The organism is Leifsonia williamsii, assembly GCF_030433685.1.
Lineage (GTDB): Bacteria > Actinomycetota > Actinomycetes > Actinomycetales > Microbacteriaceae > Leifsonia > Leifsonia williamsii.
The window spans coordinates 2,481,711-2,499,450 of sequence record NZ_JAROCF010000001.1 but is presented as its reverse complement, the minus strand read 5'-3'; the positions used below and the strand labels follow the sequence as shown (position 1 = coordinate 2,499,450).

Genomic DNA, 17,740 nt, shown 5'->3' with positions numbered 1-17,740 from the left:
GCATCTTTGCAACTGTTTCTTTGCATCGATGTCTTTGCATCAGTTTCTTTGCAATGGTTCCTTTGCGGTGTCGTCATCGCCGCCCCTCACACGTGCGCGACGATCTCCCCGTGCGGCATGCCGTACCAGCCGTTCGCGTGGCGCGACCACTCCAGCCAGGCCGCCGAGATCTCCGCGAGGGCGGCGTCGTCTGCGATGCCCTCGTCGCGGGCGTGGCGGCCGAAGTCCGACTCGGTGACGCGCACGCTCCACGACTCCCCCCACCAGCGGCGCTCCTCGTCGGAGGCGAAGCACCAGATGGAGGCGCTGCTGTCGACCCGCGCGAAGCCCGCCTCCAGCGCCCACGACCGCAGCAGCCGGCCCGCGAACGGCTCGCCGCCGTTGGCGCGCTGCACCGCCTGGTTGACGCGCATCCACTCGCCGAGGCCAGGGAGCAGCGGCGCCCACATGGTGCCGCCCCAGTCGACGTCCCGCGCGACGACGATGCCGCCGGGGCGCGTGACACGGCGGAACTCGCGCAGCACCGCGATCGGGTCGCCGACATGCTGGAGCACCTGGTGCGCGTGCACGACGTCGAACGTGTCGTCCGCGACGTCGAGCGCGTAGGCGTCGCCCTGCTCGAACCGCACGTTCGTGACACCCCGCTCCGCCGCGGACCGCCTGGCGTGCTCCACGATGTCGTGGCTGTAGTCGACGCCGACCACCGTCCCCGGCGCGACCCGCTGGGCCAGGTCGAACGTGATCGTCCCCGGCCCGCTCCCCACGTCGAGCACGCTCAGCCCCGGCCGCAGCAGCCCGGCGAAGTAGGCGCCGGAGTTCTCGAGCGTCCGCCACTCGTGCGAACGCAGCACGCTCTCGTGGTGGCCGTGGGTATACCGTTCGTGGAGGTCCATGCGGCCATCCTAGGGAGCGCCGCGACGGCCTCCCGGCCACGTTACGTGAACGTCCGGTGGCCGTAGGCTGGGGCGATGGCAGACTCCTCGAACCCCTTCTTCTCGCCCAGCACGCTCCCCTATCAGCTGCCGCCCTTCGCCGACATCCGCGACGAGCACTACCGCCCGGCCTTCGAGCGCGGGTTCGCGGAGCAGCTGGCCGAGGTCGAAGCGATCACCGCGAACCCCGAGGCCCCCACCTTCGAGAACACGATGATCGCGCTGGAGCGGTCGGGGCAGACGCTGCAGCGCGTCGCCGAGGTGTTCTTCAACAAGAGCTCGTCCGACTCCACCGACTTCACCAACGCGCTGGAGGAGGAGATGGCGCCGCGCCTCGCCGCCCACCAGGACGCGATCCGGCTGAATCCCGACCTGTACCGCCGCATCGACGACCTGTACGGGCGGAGGGACGAGCTCGGCCTCGACGCCGAGTCGCGCTACCTGATCGAGCGCTACCGCACCGAGTTCACGCTCGCCGGCGCCGGCCTCAGCGACGACGACAAGGCGCGGCTGCGCGAGTACAACCAGCGCCTCTCCACCCTCACCACGCGGTTCGAGAAGAACCTGCTCGCCGACACCAACGAGCTCGCCGTCGTGTTCGACTCGGCGGAGGAGCTCGCCGGCCTCGGCCCCGGAGAGCTCTCCGCCGCCGCGGAGGCCGCACGGGAGCGCGGCCTCGACGGCAAGTACGTCGTCACCCTCGTCCTGCCGACCGGGCACCCGTGGCTCGCCACCCTGACGGACCGCTCGGTGCGCGAGCGGATCATGACGGCCTCCCGCGCACGCGGCATCCGCGGCGGCGACAACGACAACCGCCCGCTGGTGCTCGAGATCACCCGGCTCCGCGCCGAGCGCGCGCGGCTGCTCGGCTTCGACACGCACGCGGCCTTCGTGACGGCGGACGAGACCGCCCGCACCCCGCAGGCGGTCGCCGACATGCTGGGCAGGCTCGCGCCTCCCGCCGCCCGCAACGCGCGCGCCGAGCAGGCCGACCTTTCCGAGCAGCTCGACACGGCCGGCGGATCCGCGACCGTCGAGGCGTGGGACTGGGCCTACCTCGCGGGCAAGGTCCGCGCCGCGAAGTACGACGTCGACCTGGCGGCGATGCGGCCGTACTTCGAGGCCGAGCGCGTGCTGCGCGACGGCGTCTTCTACGCGGCGACGCGGCTGTACGGGATCACCTTCGAGGAGCGGACCGACCTCGTCGCCTACCACCCCGAAGCGCGCGTCTTCGAGGTGCGCAACGAGGACGGGTCCGCGCTGGGCCTCTACATCCTCGACCTCTACACCCGCGACTCCAAGCGCGGCGGCGCCTGGATGAACCCGCTCGTCGCGCAGTCCGACCTGCTCGGCACGCCGACCGTCGTGGTGAACAACCTCAACGTGCCGAAGCCTGCCCCCGGCTCGCCGACGCTGCTGACCTACGACGAGACCAACACGCTCTTCCACGAGTTCGGGCACGCGCTGCACGGCCTGTTCGCCCGGGTGACCTACCCGAAGTTCGCCGGCACCAACGTGTTCCGCGACTTCGTGGAGTTCCCGAGCCAGGTCAACGAGATGTGGATGCTGTGGCCGGAGATCGTGGAGCACTACGCCGTGCACCACGAGACCGGCGAGCGGATGCCGCAGGAGCTGATCGACCGTCTCCACGCCTCCGAGTCGTTCAACGAGGGCTTCGCGACCAGCGAGTACCTGGCCGCCGCCCTGCTCGACCAGGCGTGGCACAGCATCACCGCCGACGACACCGTCGCGGACGTCGCCGCGTTCGAGGCCGACGCCCTCGCGGCCGTGGGGCTCGACAACCCCGCCGTGCCGCCGCGGTACGCCAGCACCTACTTCGCCCACACCTTCTCGGGCGGCTACGACGCCGGCTACTACTCCTACATCTGGAGCGAGGTGCTCGACGCCGACACGGTCGAGTGGTTCAAGGAGAACGGCGGCCTGACCCGCGAGAACGGCGACCGGTTCCGCCGGCGGCTCCTCGGCGTCGGCGGCGCGAAGGACCCGCTGGAGGCGTACCGCGACTTCCGCGGCCGCGACGCGGTCATCGAGCCGCTGCTGAAGCGGCGCGGACTCGACGGCTGAGCCGGGCGTCCGCCTCCGCACCCTAGCCGCGCTCCCGCGGCACGCTCTAACGTGAGCGCCAGCGCCCCGGAGCGGGGTCGCGGGAGGGGGCGGGCATGACCTCGACGCAGCCGGAGCTGGCGGCGCCCACCGCGCGCACGCTGGTGCTGCTCAGCCTGCCCGCCGTGATCATCGGGGTCGTCAGCGCCTTCGCGCTCTGGGCCGTCGACGAGGTCGCTGGCCTGCTCGAGGACGGCATCTGGACCGCGCTGCCGCACATGCTCGGCGTCGACCCGCACTCGGGCTGGTGGATCTTCCTCGTCCTGACGTTCACCGGGGTGGCAGTCGGGCTGGTGGTCTGGCTCGTCCCCGGCCACGCGGGACCCGACTCGGCCACGACCGAGCTGGTCGCCGCCCCCCTGCGCCCGGGCATCGTGCCCTCCCTCGCACTGGCCGCGGTGCTCGCGCTGGCCGGCGGCGTCAGCCTGGGCCCGGAGAACCCGATCATCGCCATCAACACGAGCCTGCTCGTCGCGCTCGCTGCCCGGCTGTGGAAGGCGGTGCCCACACAGCTCGTCATGCTGATGGCGGCCTCCGGCACCATCGGCGCCCTCTTCGGCACGCCCGTCGCCGCGGCGCTCGTCTTCACCGGGGTCGTCGCCGCGGTGAAAGGCGGAGGCGCGCTCTGGGACAAGCTGTTCCTGCCGCTGGTCGCCGCGGCCGCCGGGTCGCTGACGATGACGTTCCTCGCGCATCCGCACTTCGCCATCCCGATGCCCGCCTACACGACGATCACGGGCTGGGACCTGCTGGCCTCGGTCGTGATCGGCGCGATCGCCACCGGGCTCGGGATCGTCGGGGCGTTCCTGTTCCCGTTGATCCACCGGGCGTTCCATGCGCTCCGGCATCCGCTGTTGATGACGATGCTGGGCGGCGTGGTGCTCGGCCTGCTCGGCGCACTCGGCGGCCCGATCACCCTCTTCAAGGGCCTCGATCAGATGGGCGACCTGGTGCAGAACCGCGACGACTACCCGCCGGGCGAGCTGGCCCTCATCATCGTCGTGAAGCTGGCGGCACTGCTGATCGCGGCGAGCTCGAGCTTCCGCGGCGGGCGGGTGTTCCCCGCCGTCTTCATCGGCGCGGCGATCGGCGTCCTGGCGTGGGCGCTGATCCCCGCCATCCCGCTGCAGGTCGCGGTGTCGGCCGGCGTGCTCGGGATGACGTTGGCGGTCACCAGGGATGGCTGGATCGCGCTCTTCATCGGCGTGGCCGTGACGTCGAACCTGCTGGTGCTGCCGATCCTGTGCCTGGCGATCCTGCCGGCGTGGCTGATGGTGACGCGGGCGCCGGAGTTCTTGATCAAGCCGGCCGTCAGGCCGACTTCTCCTCGCGCCGCGGGCGGTGCGGGACGATAGTCGGCGCGGCGTTCTCGAGCACGGCCTCCTTGGTGACGACGACACGCGCGACCTCGGAGCTCGACGGCACCTCGAACATGATCGGCCCGAGCACCTCCTCCATGATCGCGCGGAGCCCGCGGGCACCGGTCTTGCGCAGCACGGCCAGGTCGGCGATGGCCTCCAGCGCCGCGTGCTCGAACTCGAGCTGCACGCCGTCGAGCTCGAACATGCGCTGATACTGGCGGACCAGCGCGTTCTTCGGCTCGGTGAGGATCTGCATGAGGGCGTCCTGGTCGAGCGGCGTCACCGTGGTCACGACCGGGAGCCGACCGATGAACTCCGGGATGAGCCCGAACTTGTGCAGGTCCTCCGGCAGCACCTCGCTGAAGAGGTTGACGTCGTCGCCCTTGGAGTGCAGCGGGGCGCCGAAGCCGATGCCCTTCTTGCCCGCGCGGGACGAGATGATCTCCTCCAGCCCGGCGAAGGCGCCGGCCACGATGAACAGCACGTTCGTCGTGTCGATCTGGATGAACTCCTGGTGCGGGTGCTTGCGGCCGCCCTGCGGCGGAACGGAGGCGACGGTGCCCTCCAGGATCTTGAGCAGCGCCTGCTGCACGCCCTCGCCCGAGACGTCGCGCGTGATCGACGGGTTCTCGGCCTTGCGGGCGATCTTGTCGACCTCGTCGATGTAGATGATGCCGGTCTCGGCGCGCTTGACGTCGTAGTCGGCGGCCTGGATCAGCTTGAGGAGGATGTTCTCCACGTCTTCGCCCACGTAGCCGGCCTCGGTGAGGGCGGTGGCGTCGGCGACGGCGAACGGCACGTTGAGCCGGCGGGCCAACGTCTGCGCCAGGTAGGTCTTGCCGCAGCCGGTGGGGCCGATCAGCAGGATGTTGCTCTTCGCGATCTCGACGTCGTCGATGGCGTCGGCCGAGGTGATGGTCTGCTTGGCGCGGACGCGCTTGTAGTGGTTGTACACGGCGACCGCCAGGGCGCGCTTGGCCTGCTCCTGGCCGATCACGTACTCCTCGAGGAACCCGAAGATCTCCTTCGGCTTCGGCAGGTCGAACTCGCTCGACGCCTCCTCGCCCGCCTCGGCGAGCCGCTCCTCGATGATCTCGTTGCAGAGCTCGACGCACTCGTCGCAGATGTACACGCCAGGACCGGCGATGAGCTGCTGAACCTGCTTCTGGCTCTTGCCACAGAAGGAACACTTGAGCAGATCGGCGCTCTCCCCGATGCGTGCCATCCCTCTCCCCCTCCTTCTACGGGTGTCTTCGTCCGAGCCTAACCCGTGCGGGCGACATTGGCGCGCACCCGGTGTCCTTTCGCGTCGCGCGCCGCGGCCCGGCCGTCCTCCGGCATGCGGAAGGGGCGGCCGTCGCAGTCGACGGCCGCCCCTCCCGATGGAGCCTGACGCTACTTGACGAGCGCCGGCAGCGTCTTGCGGCTGGTCAGCACCTGGTCGATCAGGCCGTACTCGAGGGCCTCGTCCGCCGACAGGATCTTGTCGCGGTCGATGTCCTTGTTGACCTGCTCCACCGAGCGGTTGGAGTGCTTCGCGAGCGTCTCCTCCAGCCACGAACGCATGCGCATGATCTCGTTCGCCTGGATCTCGATGTCGGACGCCTGCCCCTGACCGGCCTGGCCGACGGCCGGCTGGTGGATCAGGATGCGGGCGTTCGGCAGCGCGAGCCGCTTGCCGGGCGTGCCGGCGGCGGTCAGAACGGCGGCGGCCGAGGCGGCCTGGCCGAGCACGACCGTCTGGATCTGCGGGCGGATGTACTGCATCGTGTCGTAGATCGCCGTCATCGCGGTGAACGAGCCACCGGGCGAGTTGATGTACATGACGATGTCGCGGTCGGGGTCCTGGCTCTCGAGCACGAGCAGCTGAGCCATGATGTCGTCCGCCGAGGCGTCGTCGACCTGCACGCCGAGGAAGATGATGCGGTCCTCGAAGAGCTTCGCGTACGGGTCCTGGCGCTTGTAGCCGTAGGCCGTGCGCTCCTCGAAGCTGGGCAGGATGTAGCGGGAGCCGGGCGCCTGCAGGCCGCCACCGGCCTGGACGCCGGCGGTCTGACCGCCGAGCATGGGGATGTTCATTCTGTTGTCCTTGTCCTTCCGGCGTTCGCTACTGCTTGTCCTGCTCGGTGCCGCCGCCGCCCGAGACGTCGAGGGCCGACTCGCGGATGTGGTCCACGAAGCCGTACTCCAGCGCCTCCTGCGCGGTGAACCAGCGGTCGCGGTCACCGTCGGCGTTGATCTGCTCGACCGACTTGCCGGTCGCGTTCGCCGTGATCTCGGCGAGCCGCTTCTTCATGTCGAGGATCAGCTGGGCCTGCGTCTGGATGTCGCTCGCGGTGCCGCCGAACCCGCCGTGCGGCTGGTGCAGCAGGACGCGCGCGTTCGGGGTGATGTAGCGCTTGCCCTTGGTGCCGGCGGTGAGCAGCAGCTGGCCCATCGAGGCCGCCATGCCGATGCCGACCGTGACGATGTCGTTCGGCACGAACTGCATGGTGTCGTAGATCGCCATGCCGGCCGTGATCGAGCCGCCCGGCGAGTTGATGTAGAGGTAGATGTCGCGCTTCGGGTCCTCGGCGGCCAGGAGCAGCAGCTTGGCGGCGATCTCGTTGGCGTTCTCGTCACGCACCTCGGATCCGAGCCAGATGATGCGGTCTCTCAGAAGTCTGTCGAAAACACTGGGCTGGGGGGCAGCCATGTCGGCCATGTTCGCTCCGTTTCCTTGTCGCTTGGAATCGAATCTATCGGAGCGCCGTCGCCGTTTCGGCGCTGTTCGCCCTGGGCAGAGAGCGCGCCGTCAGCGGTCCTCGAGCTCGGCGGCGTAGGCGATGACGGACCGCCGGTACAGCGGGAGGTGCGGTGCCAGCGCGGTGAGCGCCTCCCGCAGCGCCTCGGCCGGGAGACCCTGGTCGAACAGGGCGAGCGCGGCGAACGCGTGGGCCGCGTCGGCGAGCTCGTGCCGGGGGTGCTCGGCGAGCAGGTCGCGCAGCAGCTCGAGGGTCTCGTCCGGCCGGTCCAGGTTGCGGACGGTGCTCGCGAGCTGGATGACCGCCTGCGAGCGGTACGGCTCGGGGAGCCCCTCGGCCAGAGCCTGGCGGTACAGGGGCTCGGCCTCCTCCTCGCGGCCCGCCGCATCGTGCTCGCCGGCCTCCTCGAACAGGGCCACCGGATCGTGCGCCATCGCGTTCCCCTCTCTCGTCAGGGCTTCTCTCGTCAGGGCTTCTCTCGTCAGGGCTTCAGGATGGCAGAAGGGCCGGACACCTCGCGGTGCCCGGCCCTCCTGTCATCGTCGGTCTTACTCCTCGTCCGCCTTCTTCTTGCGGGAGGTCGACTTCTTCTTCGGCTTCTCCTCGACGGGGGCCTCCTCGGCGGCGGCCTCCTCGGCAGGGGCGTCGGCGGCGGCGCTGTCGGCGGCCTCGTCGCCCTCGTCCTCGCCGGGGACGGCGACGAACTCGCTGAGGTCGACGGCCTTGCCGTCGGTGTCGACGACCTTCACCTTGCCGAGGATGATCGCGAGCGCCTTGTTGCGGGCGACCTCACCGACCATCGACGGGATCTGGCCGTTCTCGCTGAGAATCTTCACGAACTCGTTCGGGTCCATGCCGTACTGCGCGGCACCCTGCACGAGGTACTGGGTGAGCTCGTCCTGGCTGACCTTGACGTCCTCCTGCTGCGCGACCTCGTCCAGGAGGATCTGCGTGCGGAACGTCTTCTCGCTGGACTCCTTGACCTCGGCGCGGTGCACGTCGTCCTCGAGGCGGTTCTCCTGCTCGAGGTGGCGGTGCACCTCGTCCTCGACGAGCTGCTCCGGAACGGGGATCTCGACGAGCTCCAGCAGCTTGTCGACCAGCTGGTCGCGAGCGGCGGTGCCCTGGCCGAACGACTTGGCGCGCTCCACCTGGGTGCGGAGGCTGTCGCGCAGCTCGGCGATGGTGTCGAACTCGGAGGAGATCTGCGCGAACTCGTCGTCGGCCTCCGGGAGCTCGCGCTCCTTCACGGCGTTCAGGGTGACGGTGATCTGCGCGTTCTCGCCCTCGTGGTCGCCGCCCATGAGCGGGGCCTCGAACGTGGTGGTCTCGCCGGCGGTCAGCGTGTCGAGCGCCTCGTCGATGCCCTCGATGAGCTCGCCGGAGCCGATCTCGTACGAGATGTTCGCCGCGGTGTCGACCTCCTCGTCGCCGATGGTGGCGACCAGGTCGATCTGCGCGAAGTCGCCGGTCTTGGCCGGGCGGTCGACGGTCACGAGCGTGCCGAAACGGCTGCGCAGACGGTCGAGCTCCTCCTCCACGTCGCTGTCGGCCACCTCGGCCGCGTCGACGGTCAGGGTGATGTCGTCGAACGACGGGAGGCTGACCTCCGGCCGCACGTCGACCTCGATGGTCAGCAGCAGGTCGCCCGAGAAGTCCTTCTCGTCCGGCCACTCGGTGATGTCGGCCTCGGGGCGGCCGAGCGGGCGCACGTCGTTCTCCTCGATGGCACGGCGGTAGAAGCCGTCGAGACCCTCGTTGACCGCGTGCTCGAGGACGGCGGCCTTGCCGACCCGCTGGTCGATGATGGGCGGCGGCACCTTGCCCTTGCGGAAACCGGGGATGGTCACCTGCTCGGCGATGTGCTCGTACGCGTGGGCGATGGACGGCTTCAGCTCCTCCGGCGTCACCGAGATGGTGAGCTTGGCACGGGTGGGGCTGAGCTTCTCGACCGTGGTCTTCACGATGTCTGGGTTCTCCTGGGTCTGCGGACGATGGTCTTCTCGCAAGGAACGAGGTCCTCGTCGGGGCGACAGGATTCGAACCTGCGACCTCCCGCTCCCAAAGCGGGCGCTCTAGCCAAGCTGAGCTACGCCCCGGCTTCGACGGTGCGAAAGACCACGGAAGAGTCTACTGCACCGGACCGACCCCCGCCGTGTACTACGATGGTCGTCGGCCGTCCGCCAGGACGCGCCTCGGGGATGTAGCTCAATGGTAGAGCCTCAGTCTTCCAAACTGATTACGCGGGTTCGATTCCCGTCATCCCCTCCGTTGCTTCGTTCTGCGCGTCGGCGACTCGACTGAAATGTTTGAGTCCACATTAATGACGACGTGATGTTTCTGATGTCAGCTGCTTGGCTCATGGTGCGCCCGGTCGGGCGTGCGGGGTCGAAGGGGCTCCGTCAGCACCACGGAACGAGCACCACCATGAGAATCATCAGACCGTTGGCACCCATCCTTGTTGCCTTGGCCCTCGTCGGAGCGTCCGGCGCCGCCGCGTCCGGCGCGGCCCGAGGTTCCATCACCCAGGACACGAGCGAAGCCGATGCGATGCTAGCTGAGACCGATTCGAGCTTGGTGGAGCCCACCAGTCTGAACATCGAAGCCGCGACGGACGTGTCGCGCTCGGTTGCGAAGGCCGCCGACCCGCGCGCAGCGTTCTTGAAGCTCTCGAAGAGGGAGCGGAGGCTCTTCAAGGCCATGAACGTGGTCGTTCGGGTGGTCGAGGACGGCGGTCCGGCGGTTCCGATCGACGACGCCGCTGCGGCATCGTTCGCATCCGACCCGCGCGCCGCGCTCACGGTGAGCGCAGCGATGGCCACCACCGGGGGCAGCACTGTCCGCGCCGGCGTCCCGGCCAACGGTTGCTGGTCCGTCCCCGGCGGACTCACCGGCACGAACGCCTTCGGCGGGGCGCTGTGGCGGGTGTCGCATTCGCATCAACTCTGCGTGACCAACGGTCGGGTCACCAAAGCCGCATTCCAATCCACCACCGGGCACGGGCTCTTCGCCGGGTGGCGTTGGGTGAAGCTCGACGGCAAAGCGACCGGGATCGTGAACGGGCAATCGCGGCAGTACGTTCAGCACAAGTTCGCCCTGGGCATCAACGGTTGGGATGTGCAGGTTGTCGATCCGTGCTCCCGATCGGCCGGCACGGCCTCGGGCAACGTCATCCCATCGACCGCGTGCAACATCACGCTGGGCTAGTCGATGACGCTGCGGACGAGAAACCTCCTGCTGACTGTTGGAGGAACGCTGTCCTTCGTCCTGATGCTGCTCGTCGTCGCACCGTTCGCGCTGGCGGCGGTCGTGACGGGCGTGGGCGTCATGGTGTTCTCGGTCGGGCGGGACGGGGCTGAGAACCGTCAGCCCTGGCCGACCAACAAGAGGTCCATGACGCTCGGCGCTGTCGGGTTCACCGGCGGCGTCGTGCTGCTCGCGCTCGCGCTGTACCGACCGTGAGGCCTATTCGTCCCCCACCTTCTTGTCCGCCGCGTCGCGCGCCCCTTCGATCTTGTCCTCGAACTTGCCGCCGGTGACCTTGTTGGCCGCCCCGGCGACGCCGTCGAGGAGCTTGTCGCTGATGTCCTCGGCCTGTTCGGAGGTGAGGGCGTCCTTCACCTTGTCGTCGTTCAGGAACTCCTGGGCCTTCTTGGTGATGTCGTCGAATCCTGCCATGCGGTCATACAACACCCGGCGCGCACCCGGAGGCTAGAGCTGCAGGTAGGCCAGCACCGCCAGCACCCGGCGGTGGTCGTCGCCCGAGTCCTCGAGGGCGAGCTTCTGGAAGATCGAGGTCACGTTCTTCTCCACCGCGCCGACGCCGATGTAGAGCCGGGAGGCGATGGCCGCGTTCGTGCGGCCCTCCGCCATCAGGGTCAGCACCTCCCGCTCGCGCGGCGTCAGGGCGGCGATCGGGTCGGTGCGGCGGGTCAGGAGCTGGCGCACGACCTCCGGGTCGAGCACGGTGCCGCCGGCGGCGACGCGGGTGATCGCGTCGCGCAGCTCGTCGAGCGAGGCGATGCGGTCCTTGAGGAGGTAGCCGGTGCCGCCCTTGCCGCCGGCCAGCAGCTCCTGCGCGTACGTGCCCTCCACGTACTGGCTCAGCAGCAGCACACCCAACCGCGGGTGCTCGGCACGCAAGCGGAGGGCGGCGCGCACGCCTTCGTCGCGGAAGGTGGGCGGCATGCGGACGTCGAGGACGGCGACGTCCGGGTCGAGGTCGGGCAGCGCCTCCAGGAGGGTGTCCGCGTCGCCGAACGCGCCGACGGTGTCGAAGCCCGCCTCGTCGAACAGCCGGAGCAGGCCCTCGCGGAGCAGCACAGAGTCGTCGGCGACCACGAGGCGCAGGGGGCGGGAGTCCGTCACCCCTCCAGCCTAGAGGCGAGAGGGGTGACGCACTCCGCAGCTAAGTGGCCCGGCTCAGCCCAGCGGGAACCGGGCTCCGACGCGCGTCGGGCCGCCGACCGGGCTCTCCACGACGAGCTCGCCGCGCAGACCGCGCACCCGCTCGTCGAGGCCGCTCAGGCCGTGGCCGGGCACCTCGGCGGCGCCGCCGCGGCCGTTGTCGGTGAGCCACACCTCCAGCAGGGGCCCGGTCGCGCCGCTCGTGCGGTCGAGGAACAGCCGGGCCTGCGTCGCACCCGAGTGCTTCGCCAGATTCGCGGCCAGCTCGGCCAGCACGTAGTACGCGTTGCGCTCGGTCTCGGGCGCGAACCGCTCCCCCGGGGCCAGCGACGACTCCACCGTGACGGGGATGGGGCTGCGCGCGGCGAGCGACTCGGCGGCGGCCTGCAGGCCGCGGTCCTGGAGCAGCGGAGGCGCGAAGCCGCGGGACAGCGCACGCAGCTCCTCCAGCGTGTCCCCCGCCTGCTGCCGCGCCTCCGCGAGCAGCGTAGCGGCGGCCTCCGGGTCGTCGGCGAGCTTGCGCTCGGCGGCGGCGATGTCCATCTGCAGGCGGATCAGGCGCTGCTGCGGGCCGTCGTGCAGGTCGCGTTCGAGGCGGCGCAGCGACGAGTCCTCTGCGGCGACGGCGGCGCCGCGCGAGGCCGACAGGTCGGCGACCTCCCGCTTCAACGCCTCCGACTGCCAGGCGCCCAGCATCCCGCGGGCGATCACGTCGTGCAGGAGGGTGAGGCCGCGGGTGAGGAACGGCAGGGTGGCCGCGAAGGCGGCGCCCGCGATGACATACAGGACGCGGTCGCCGACGAGCGGGTCGAAGGTCGACCGGGTCTGGAACACGAAGTCGACGATGGTGCTGGAGAGGAAGAAGTCGCGGTCGCCCTGCGGGACGAACGGCTCCCAGATCCACCCGGTCAGGCCGCCGAGCGCGACGGAGACCCAGACGATCGTGAGGGTCCAGCTGACGATGCTGACGATCGGGTTGATCAGGAGGCCGTGCAGCAGGTACAGCCAGTAGTGGCCGTTCACGAACGGGCCGAACAGCGACCGCCAGAACGAGGCGGGCCGGTCCGCCGGCTCCCACCGCGGCCGCTGGATCTCGCGCCTGCCCGCCCAGCGCAGCCGGACGACCTCGACGGTCCCGAAGGCGCGTGCGGTGTAGAACGTGGCGACCAGGATGAAGATGCCGATGTAGATGACGAGCGTGCCGACGCCCGTCCAGAACAGGGTCTGCAGGACCGACAGCCCCACGATCGCGATGGGCATGGTGAGGATGAGGAAGCCGAGCTCGCGCGGCACTCCGCGCCACAGCGAGCCGTAGGTGGTGCGCGGCTCCGTCGCGGCCGGAGCGGGGGAAGCGGCGGTGGTCACGGTGTCCAGCGTGGCAGACGCGACGGCGGCGCGGGGGTCGGAGGGTGAGGCGGCTGAATCGATCATGTCCTCCAGCCTCGCGACCGGGGCCGCCGCGGAGTATCCGGCGGCCCGCCCGATCGGGTGGGGGGATATCCCCCGGACGCGCCTCTCAGGTCGGGCGGAACAGCGGTGAGGCCAGGCATTCCTTAGTTAGCGCAGCCCTCGCTTCGTGGTGGGAACACGGCGGCGTCGCTAGCGTTGGAGCAGGCAGACGAAAGGACGCACCCTCATGACCGACATCGCCGCACCCCGTAGTGTCTCCAACCCCGACGTCGCCGCCGGCGTCGCGCAGTTCCTCACCCCGGTCGTGCTCGACCTGACGGCGCTCGTCGTCAACGGCAAGCAGGCGCACTGGCACGTGCGCGGCGCCAACTTCATCGGCGTGCACGAGCTCCTCGACACGATCGTCGACCACGCGCAGGACTGGGCCGACCTCGCCGCCGAGCGGATCGTCGCCCTCGGCCTCCCCGTCGACGCCCGGCTCGCGACCGTCGCCGCCAAGAGCACCACTCCCGAGCTGACCGCCGGCTTCCGCCCGGCGAACGAGTCGATCGCCGAGGTCATCGCCCAGATCGACGCGGCCCTCGCCAGCGTCAACACCGCGGTGAAGGAGCTGGACGAGCTCGACCAGACCAGCCAGGACGTCGCCATCGAGATCGCCCGCGGCCTCGACAAGGACCGCTGGTTCCTGTTCGCGCACATCAGCGAGTAAGCGGGACGCACGAGTCGCGCAGTCGCACACGCGCGCAGTCGCGCAGTCGCGGAACGGGCCGTCGCCTTCGGGTGGCGGCCGTTCTGCGTTCGCGGGGTGGGGCCGGCGTTCCTGCGGAGGGGCGAGACGCGGAGCGTCATAACTCCGGAGATCCGAGCGGCGAGGCGGGTCGCCTCCGGAGTTGCGGCGCGACACGCCGCGAGAGTGGGCCGGGCTCCGGAGTTACGGGCGCGGCGGCGCTACTCCGGAAACTCGGCGGGGCGCGCGGGCGCGCGACCACAACTCCGGAGCCTCGGCCCGACACGCCGGGCGCGCGACCGCAACTCCGGAGTCCCGGCCGGCTCTGCGGCGTGCGTCCGGAGTTGCGGGGCCGCGCGGCGGCTCAGGCCAGCGCGTCGTGCGTGAAGCGCCCGCCCAGGAGCGTCGCCGCCACCGGCATCGTGCGCAGCCCGTCGGGGCTGGCCGCGAGCGGGTCGCGGTCGAGCACGGCGAGGTCGGCGGGCTCCCCCGGCGCGATCGTGCTGCGCGTGGAGGCGGTGAGGGCGGCCTCCACCGGGATCGCCTGCTCCGGGTGCCACGGCTCGCGGCCATCGCGGGTGCGGCCGACCGCGGTCGCGATCGCGGCCCACGGGTCGAGCGGGGCGACGGGCGCGTCCGAGCCGAAGGTGAGCCGGGCGCCCGCGCGCAGGAGGCTCGCCAGCGGGAACGCGTCGGAGGTGCGGCCCGCCCAGAGCCGGTCGGCGACATCCCGGTCGTCCATCGCGTGCTCGGGCTGCACGCTCGCGACCACGCCGAGCCGGGCGAAGCGGGGCACGTCCTCCGCGGAGATCAGCTGCGCGTGTTCGATGCGGCCGCCGACGCCGACCTCCTCGAAGGCGTCGAGTGCGAGCCGGTTGGCCGCGTCGCCGATGGCGTGCACGGCCGGCGTCAGACCGTGGCGGGCGGCGAAGCGTATGCGCGCGACCAGCTCCTCCGGCGTCAGGTTCGCGACGCCGTGTCCGCCGTCGGGGTAGGCGTGCCGGCAGAGCGCCGTCCGGGTGTTGAGCGACCCGTCGGAGATGACTTTGAAGGGGCCGACCGCGAGGAGGCCGCGGGTGCCCTCCACGATCCTCCCGGTGCGCAGGCCCAGGCCGGTCGCCCGCTCGAGGTCGTCGCTGTAGACGCCGAACTCCACCCGGAGCGCCTGCTGGCCGGCGGAGATGCGGCGCACCCAGGTGTCGAGGTTCCAGCCGTACTCGAGGTCCACCACGCCGACGACTCCGCGACGCGCCGCTGCTGTGGCGGCCTCGGCCGCCCAGCGGTCGAGGGTCGCGTCGTCGGCGGAGGCGAGGAGGCTCGTCACGGCGAAGCTCGCATCCTCCCGCAGCAGCGCCTCCGTGCTGCCCGGCGCGAACACCGCCGCTGCCGCCGAGTTCAGCCAGGAGCAGTGCAGGTCGCCCGCGATCAGGACGACCGGGCGGTCGCCGGCGGCCGCGTCGAGCAGCGCCCGCGTCGGTTCGTCGGGCCAGAGGGCGTCGTGGAAGCCGAAGCCGATCAGGGGTTCCTCGCCTGGCTCCGCCGCGGCGCGTCGATGAACGAGAGCGGCCGCCTCCGCTGCCGAGGCCGCACGCGACACGTCGAGCCGGCGCGCGGTCTGCGCCCACTGGGTGAAGTGCACGTGCTCGTCCCACAGCCCGGGGACGACCCAGCGGCCATTGACGTCGACGCGCTCCGCCGCCGCTCCGATGCGGGCGCCCGCCTCCGGACCGGACGCGACGATGCGGCCCTCCGCCAGGACGATGTCGACCGGCTCTGTGGCGCCGACGAGGCGGGCCGAGGTCAGGACGAGGGTCGCGGGAGCGTCGGGCCCGGGAACCTCCGTCGCGCCGCCGGTCATCGAGCCGCGCGACGGCGCTCGTGCACCAGCTGCATCTCGCGCAGCAGGCCGGCGCTCGCATAGGGCCCGTCACCGGCCAGCTCGGTCATGATCGCGTCGACGATGTGGTCGGGCCGGTTCTGGCTCATCTTCTGCTTGGCGACCACCTTCGTGGGCGTGAGCCGGAGGCCGACGGTGCCCGACGAGATGCGGTCGGCGTAGGCCGAGTCCTGCAGCGTGCCGCGCATCCGTCGCGGCGACGGCAGCTCGCGCTCGAAGTGGTCGACGAGGCGTTCGAGCACGTCGAGGTTCTCCTCCGGGCTGAGCAGCTCGGGCACGCCGCTGAAGTGGGCAGCGATGAAGTTCCAGGTGGGCACGGCCGGGTTCTCGTCGTACCAGGACGACGAGATGTAGCCGTGCGGCCCCTGCACGATCACGAGCAGCTCGTGCCGGCCCAGCTCGTGCAGCTGCTCGTCGGGGCGGCCGACATGGCTGAGGAGGCTGAGCTCGTCCCGCGTGTCGTCGAGGATCACCGGGTAGTGGGAGGCGACCAGACCCTCCGCGGTGTGGCTCACGAAGGTGGCCCACGGGTTCTCGCGCACGAGCCGCTTCAGCTCGGCGGGGTCGGTGAGCGTGAAGCTCGGGTTCTGGCGCATCGCGCGACTCCTCTTACTTCTGATCCTTCGGGCACCAGTACAGCTTGCGCCCGCCCAGCTCCTCCATGACGATGTGCGTGCCGCAGACCCGGCACGGCAGGCCCTCGCGCTTGTAGACCCAGTGCCGGTCGTCGCGGCTGGCCATCGCCTTGCGGTAGGCCTCGTCGTCGAGGTCGTCCATCGTCATCATCTGACCGGTCTCGACGCCGATGTGCAGCAGCCGCACCCAGTCGCACCAGAGCTCGCGAAGCGTCTCGACCGGCACCTTCTTGCCAGCGGTGTGCGGGTTCTGCCTGGCCCGGAACAGCAACTCGGCGCGGTACACGTTGCCGATGCCGCTGACCACGCTCTGGTCCATCAGCAGCAGGGCGATGGAGGTCTGCTTCTTGCGGACGGTCGTAACGAACCGCTCCTCCGCCTCGGGCCCGGAGTCGACCATCGGGTCGGGTCCGAGCTTCGCGATCACCGCGTCGACCTCGGCCCGGTCGAGCACCTCGCACGCGGTCGGGCCGCGCAGGTCGGCGACCGCGGTGTCGGTGAGGAGGCGCACCCGGACCTGGCCGATCGGCTCGGGCGGGAACGTCGTGATCTCGGCCTCCACCTTCTCGGACTCCGCCATGCGCAGCCGGGTGCGGCGGGGCGCCCCGATCGAGTGGAGGGAGTTCTCGCCGGCGTCGTCGAAGACCCGGTCGTCGCCGGAGCCGCCGCCGAGGTCGGTGCCGCGCTGGTTGGTCTGCCCCATCCGCCCGTTCGCACTCGCGATCGTGGGGTCGATGCTGATATTGCCCGCGAAGTCCCACGCGCCGTAGAGGCCGAGGTGCACGCGCAGCCAGAGCCCGTTGTCGAACTCCAGGAACATCTGCTTGCCGATCGCCTTGGCGTCGGTCATGACCCGCCCGTCGATGCGTGTCGCGCCCTCGGCGAAGCGCCCCTGCGGCGACGACACCGCCACGCGGTGCCCGACGAAATTGACGGCGAACTGCCGCGCGATGCGGTGGACGGAGTGGCCCTCTGGCATCAGCGGTCCACGTTCTTGCCCGCGATGTCGCCGGTGGCCTCGAACTCGGCGAGCTGGGCGATGCGCCGCACGTGCCGCTCCTCCAGCGAGAACGGCTCGGCGATGAAGAGGTCGATGAAGTGCGTGGCCTCCTCGACGGTGTGCTGGCGCGCGCCGATCGAGATGACGTTCGCGTCGTTGTGCTGCCGGGCGAGGACGGCGGTGCTCTCGTTCCAGACGAGGGCGGCGCGCACCCCCAGAACCTTGTTGGCCGCGATCTGCTCGCCGTTGCCGGAGCCGCCGAACACGACGCCCAGCGCCTCCACCCCGGCCTGCTGGTCGCGCACCACGGCCTTCGCCGCGTTGATGCAGAACGCGGGGTAGTCGTCGATCGGGTCGTACTCCTGCGGCCCGTGATCGACCACCTCGTGCCCCGCCGCGCTCAGATGCTCCTGCAGGTGCCTGCTGAAGTCGAGGCCGGCGTGATCGGTGGCGATATGGATGCGCATAGCGACAGTTTAGGGAAGGCCGCCGACGCTCGAGGC

The 17,740-nt window shown here is 70.6% G+C and carries 18 protein-coding genes and 2 tRNA genes; 6 read left to right on the top strand and 14 right to left on the bottom strand.

The features are described from left to right. Positions 1-86 precede the first annotated feature (86 nt). Entirely contained in the window at positions 87-893 is an 807-nt protein-coding gene (locus tag P5G50_RS11805; RefSeq protein ID WP_301208755.1) for a class I SAM-dependent methyltransferase, read from the bottom strand. Positions 894-968: 75 nt separating this feature from the next. On the opposite strand from P5G50_RS11805, the gene P5G50_RS11800 reads away from it, so the two are divergent. Together P5G50_RS11800 and P5G50_RS11795 are read left to right on the top strand one after the other, a co-directional pair. Beyond that, positions 969-3,017 carry a M3 family metallopeptidase gene (locus tag P5G50_RS11800; RefSeq protein ID WP_301208756.1) on the top strand — a complete coding sequence of 683 codons (2,049 nt, stop codon included), beginning with the start codon at positions 969-971 and terminating at the stop codon, positions 3,015-3,017. Between the two features lie 95 nt (positions 3,018-3,112). After that, complete coding sequence (locus P5G50_RS11795) at positions 3,113-4,411, top strand: ion channel protein (protein WP_301208757.1); 1,299 nt, start codon at positions 3,113-3,115, stop codon at positions 4,409-4,411. Here the strand turns inward: P5G50_RS11795 and clpX are convergent. From clpX to P5G50_RS11765, 6 genes are all read right to left on the bottom strand, one after another. Next, on the bottom strand, positions 4,368-5,642 hold the full coding sequence (clpX, locus tag P5G50_RS11790) for an ATP-dependent Clp protease ATP-binding subunit ClpX (protein ID WP_301208758.1): 1,275 nt from the start codon (positions 5,640-5,642) through the stop codon (positions 4,368-4,370). The two genes, P5G50_RS11795 and clpX, sit on opposite strands and share 44 nt — an antisense overlap. A 170-nt stretch (positions 5,643-5,812) precedes the next feature. Continuing rightward, on the bottom strand, positions 5,813-6,496 hold the full coding sequence (locus P5G50_RS11785; RefSeq protein WP_301208759.1) for an ATP-dependent Clp protease proteolytic subunit: 684 nt from the start codon (positions 6,494-6,496) through the stop codon (positions 5,813-5,815). 28 nt (positions 6,497-6,524) lie between these two features. Beyond that, the gene (locus P5G50_RS11780; protein WP_301208760.1) at positions 6,525-7,121 is read right to left on the bottom strand and encodes an ATP-dependent Clp protease proteolytic subunit; all 597 of its coding nucleotides are present in this window, start codon (positions 7,119-7,121) and stop codon (positions 6,525-6,527) included. A 90-nt stretch (positions 7,122-7,211) separates the two neighbouring features. Beyond that, positions 7,212-7,595 (bottom strand): tetratricopeptide repeat protein, encoded by a 384-nt coding sequence (locus P5G50_RS11775; RefSeq protein ID WP_301208761.1) that lies wholly within the window; start codon positions 7,593-7,595, stop codon positions 7,212-7,214. Positions 7,596-7,709: 114 nt separating this feature from the next. After that, positions 7,710-9,125 carry a trigger factor gene (gene tig, locus P5G50_RS11770; RefSeq protein ID WP_301208762.1) on the bottom strand — a complete coding sequence of 472 codons (1,416 nt, stop codon included), beginning with the start codon at positions 9,123-9,125 and terminating at the stop codon, positions 7,710-7,712. 60 nt (positions 9,126-9,185) lie between these two features. Continuing rightward, positions 9,186-9,260, bottom strand: a tRNA-Pro gene (locus tag P5G50_RS11765). Between the two features lie 98 nt (positions 9,261-9,358). Between P5G50_RS11765 and P5G50_RS11760 the strand changes: the two genes are divergently transcribed. The 3 genes from P5G50_RS11760 (at position 9,359) to P5G50_RS11750 (ending at position 10,623) form a co-directional block, all read left to right on the top strand. Continuing rightward, positions 9,359-9,429 (top strand) — tRNA-Gly (locus P5G50_RS11760). A gap of 159 nt (positions 9,430-9,588) precedes the next feature. Further along, complete coding sequence (locus P5G50_RS11755; protein ID WP_301208764.1) at positions 9,589-10,368, top strand: hypothetical protein; 780 nt, start codon at positions 9,589-9,591, stop codon at positions 10,366-10,368. Positions 10,369-10,371: 3 nt separating this feature from the next. Further along, complete coding sequence (locus P5G50_RS11750; RefSeq protein WP_301208766.1) at positions 10,372-10,623, top strand: hypothetical protein; 252 nt, start codon at positions 10,372-10,374, stop codon at positions 10,621-10,623. Positions 10,624-10,626: 3 nt separating this feature from the next. Here P5G50_RS11750 and P5G50_RS11745 read toward each other — a convergent pair whose 3' ends face one another. The 3 genes from P5G50_RS11745 to P5G50_RS11735 are packed head-to-tail and all read right to left on the bottom strand — an operon-like array spanning position 10,627 to position 12,999. Then, positions 10,627-10,839, bottom strand: coding sequence for an Rv0909 family putative TA system antitoxin (locus tag P5G50_RS11745; RefSeq protein WP_301208768.1), 213 nt, complete (start codon positions 10,837-10,839; stop codon positions 10,627-10,629). A gap of 33 nt (positions 10,840-10,872) precedes the next feature. Beyond that, positions 10,873-11,529, bottom strand: coding sequence for a response regulator transcription factor (locus P5G50_RS11740; RefSeq protein ID WP_301208770.1), 657 nt, complete (start codon positions 11,527-11,529; stop codon positions 10,873-10,875). Between the two features lie 54 nt (positions 11,530-11,583). Further along, complete coding sequence (locus P5G50_RS11735) at positions 11,584-12,999, bottom strand: sensor histidine kinase (RefSeq protein WP_301208772.1); 1,416 nt, start codon at positions 12,997-12,999, stop codon at positions 11,584-11,586. Positions 13,000-13,204: 205 nt separating this feature from the next. Between P5G50_RS11735 and P5G50_RS11730 the strand changes: the two genes are divergently transcribed. Then, entirely contained in the window at positions 13,205-13,687 is a 483-nt protein-coding gene (locus P5G50_RS11730) for a Dps family protein (RefSeq protein ID WP_301208774.1), read from the top strand. A gap of 382 nt (positions 13,688-14,069) precedes the next feature. On the opposite strand, the gene P5G50_RS11725 is transcribed toward P5G50_RS11730, so the two are convergent. The 4 genes from P5G50_RS11725 to P5G50_RS11710 are packed head-to-tail and all read right to left on the bottom strand — an operon-like array spanning position 14,070 to position 17,704. After that, on the bottom strand, positions 14,070-15,563 hold the full coding sequence (locus tag P5G50_RS11725; protein ID WP_301208776.1) for an amidohydrolase: 1,494 nt from the start codon (positions 15,561-15,563) through the stop codon (positions 14,070-14,072). Beyond that, on the bottom strand, positions 15,560-16,198 hold the full coding sequence (locus P5G50_RS11720; protein ID WP_301208778.1) for an FMN-binding negative transcriptional regulator: 639 nt from the start codon (positions 16,196-16,198) through the stop codon (positions 15,560-15,562). The genes P5G50_RS11725 and P5G50_RS11720 overlap by 4 nt, the downstream gene beginning before the upstream one ends. Before the next feature lie 13 nt (positions 16,199-16,211). Then, the gene (locus tag P5G50_RS11715) at positions 16,212-17,216 is read right to left on the bottom strand and encodes an Fpg/Nei family DNA glycosylase (RefSeq protein ID WP_301208780.1); all 1,005 of its coding nucleotides are present in this window, start codon (positions 17,214-17,216) and stop codon (positions 16,212-16,214) included. After that, positions 17,216-17,704 carry a ribose-5-phosphate isomerase gene (locus tag P5G50_RS11710; RefSeq protein WP_301208782.1) on the bottom strand — a complete coding sequence of 163 codons (489 nt, stop codon included), beginning with the start codon at positions 17,702-17,704 and terminating at the stop codon, positions 17,216-17,218. The genes P5G50_RS11715 and P5G50_RS11710 overlap by 1 nt, the downstream gene beginning before the upstream one ends. Positions 17,705-17,740: the final 36 nt, after the last annotated feature.

Bases quoted from the DNA above. Each gene is read 5' to 3' on its own strand.
- P5G50_RS11795 (WP_301208757.1), top strand. From the start codon at position 3,113: ATGACCTCGACGCAGCCGGAGCTGGCGGCGCCCACCGCGCGCACGCTG.
- P5G50_RS11780 (WP_301208760.1), bottom strand. From the start codon at position 7,121: ATGGCCGACATGGCTGCCCCCCAGCCCAGTGTTTTCGACAGACTTCTG.
- P5G50_RS11715 (WP_301208780.1), bottom strand. From the start codon at position 17,216: ATGCCAGAGGGCCACTCCGTCCACCGCATCGCGCGGCAGTTCGCCGTC.
- P5G50_RS11750 (WP_301208766.1), top strand. From the start codon at position 10,372: ATGACGCTGCGGACGAGAAACCTCCTGCTGACTGTTGGAGGAACGCTG.
- P5G50_RS11785 (WP_301208759.1), bottom strand. From the start codon at position 6,496: ATGAACATCCCCATGCTCGGCGGTCAGACCGCCGGCGTCCAGGCCGGT.
- P5G50_RS11710 (WP_301208782.1), bottom strand. From the start codon at position 17,704: ATGCGCATCCATATCGCCACCGATCACGCCGGCCTCGACTTCAGCAGG.
- P5G50_RS11745 (WP_301208768.1), bottom strand. From the start codon at position 10,839: ATGGCAGGATTCGACGACATCACCAAGAAGGCCCAGGAGTTCCTGAAC.
- P5G50_RS11800 (WP_301208756.1), top strand. From the start codon at position 969: ATGGCAGACTCCTCGAACCCCTTCTTCTCGCCCAGCACGCTCCCCTAT.
- P5G50_RS11730 (WP_301208774.1), top strand. From the start codon at position 13,205: ATGACCGACATCGCCGCACCCCGTAGTGTCTCCAACCCCGACGTCGCC.
- P5G50_RS11720 (WP_301208778.1), bottom strand. From the start codon at position 16,198: ATGCGCCAGAACCCGAGCTTCACGCTCACCGACCCCGCCGAGCTGAAG.
- P5G50_RS11755 (WP_301208764.1), top strand. From the start codon at position 9,589: ATGAGAATCATCAGACCGTTGGCACCCATCCTTGTTGCCTTGGCCCTC.
- clpX (WP_301208758.1), bottom strand. From the start codon at position 5,642: ATGGCACGCATCGGGGAGAGCGCCGATCTGCTCAAGTGTTCCTTCTGT.
- P5G50_RS11805 (WP_301208755.1), bottom strand. From the start codon at position 893: ATGGACCTCCACGAACGGTATACCCACGGCCACCACGAGAGCGTGCTG.
- P5G50_RS11735 (WP_301208772.1), bottom strand. From the start codon at position 12,999: ATGATCGATTCAGCCGCCTCACCCTCCGACCCCCGCGCCGCCGTCGCG.
- P5G50_RS11725 (WP_301208776.1), bottom strand. From the start codon at position 15,563: ATGACCGGCGGCGCGACGGAGGTTCCCGGGCCCGACGCTCCCGCGACC.
- P5G50_RS11775 (WP_301208761.1), bottom strand. From the start codon at position 7,595: ATGGCGCACGATCCGGTGGCCCTGTTCGAGGAGGCCGGCGAGCACGAT.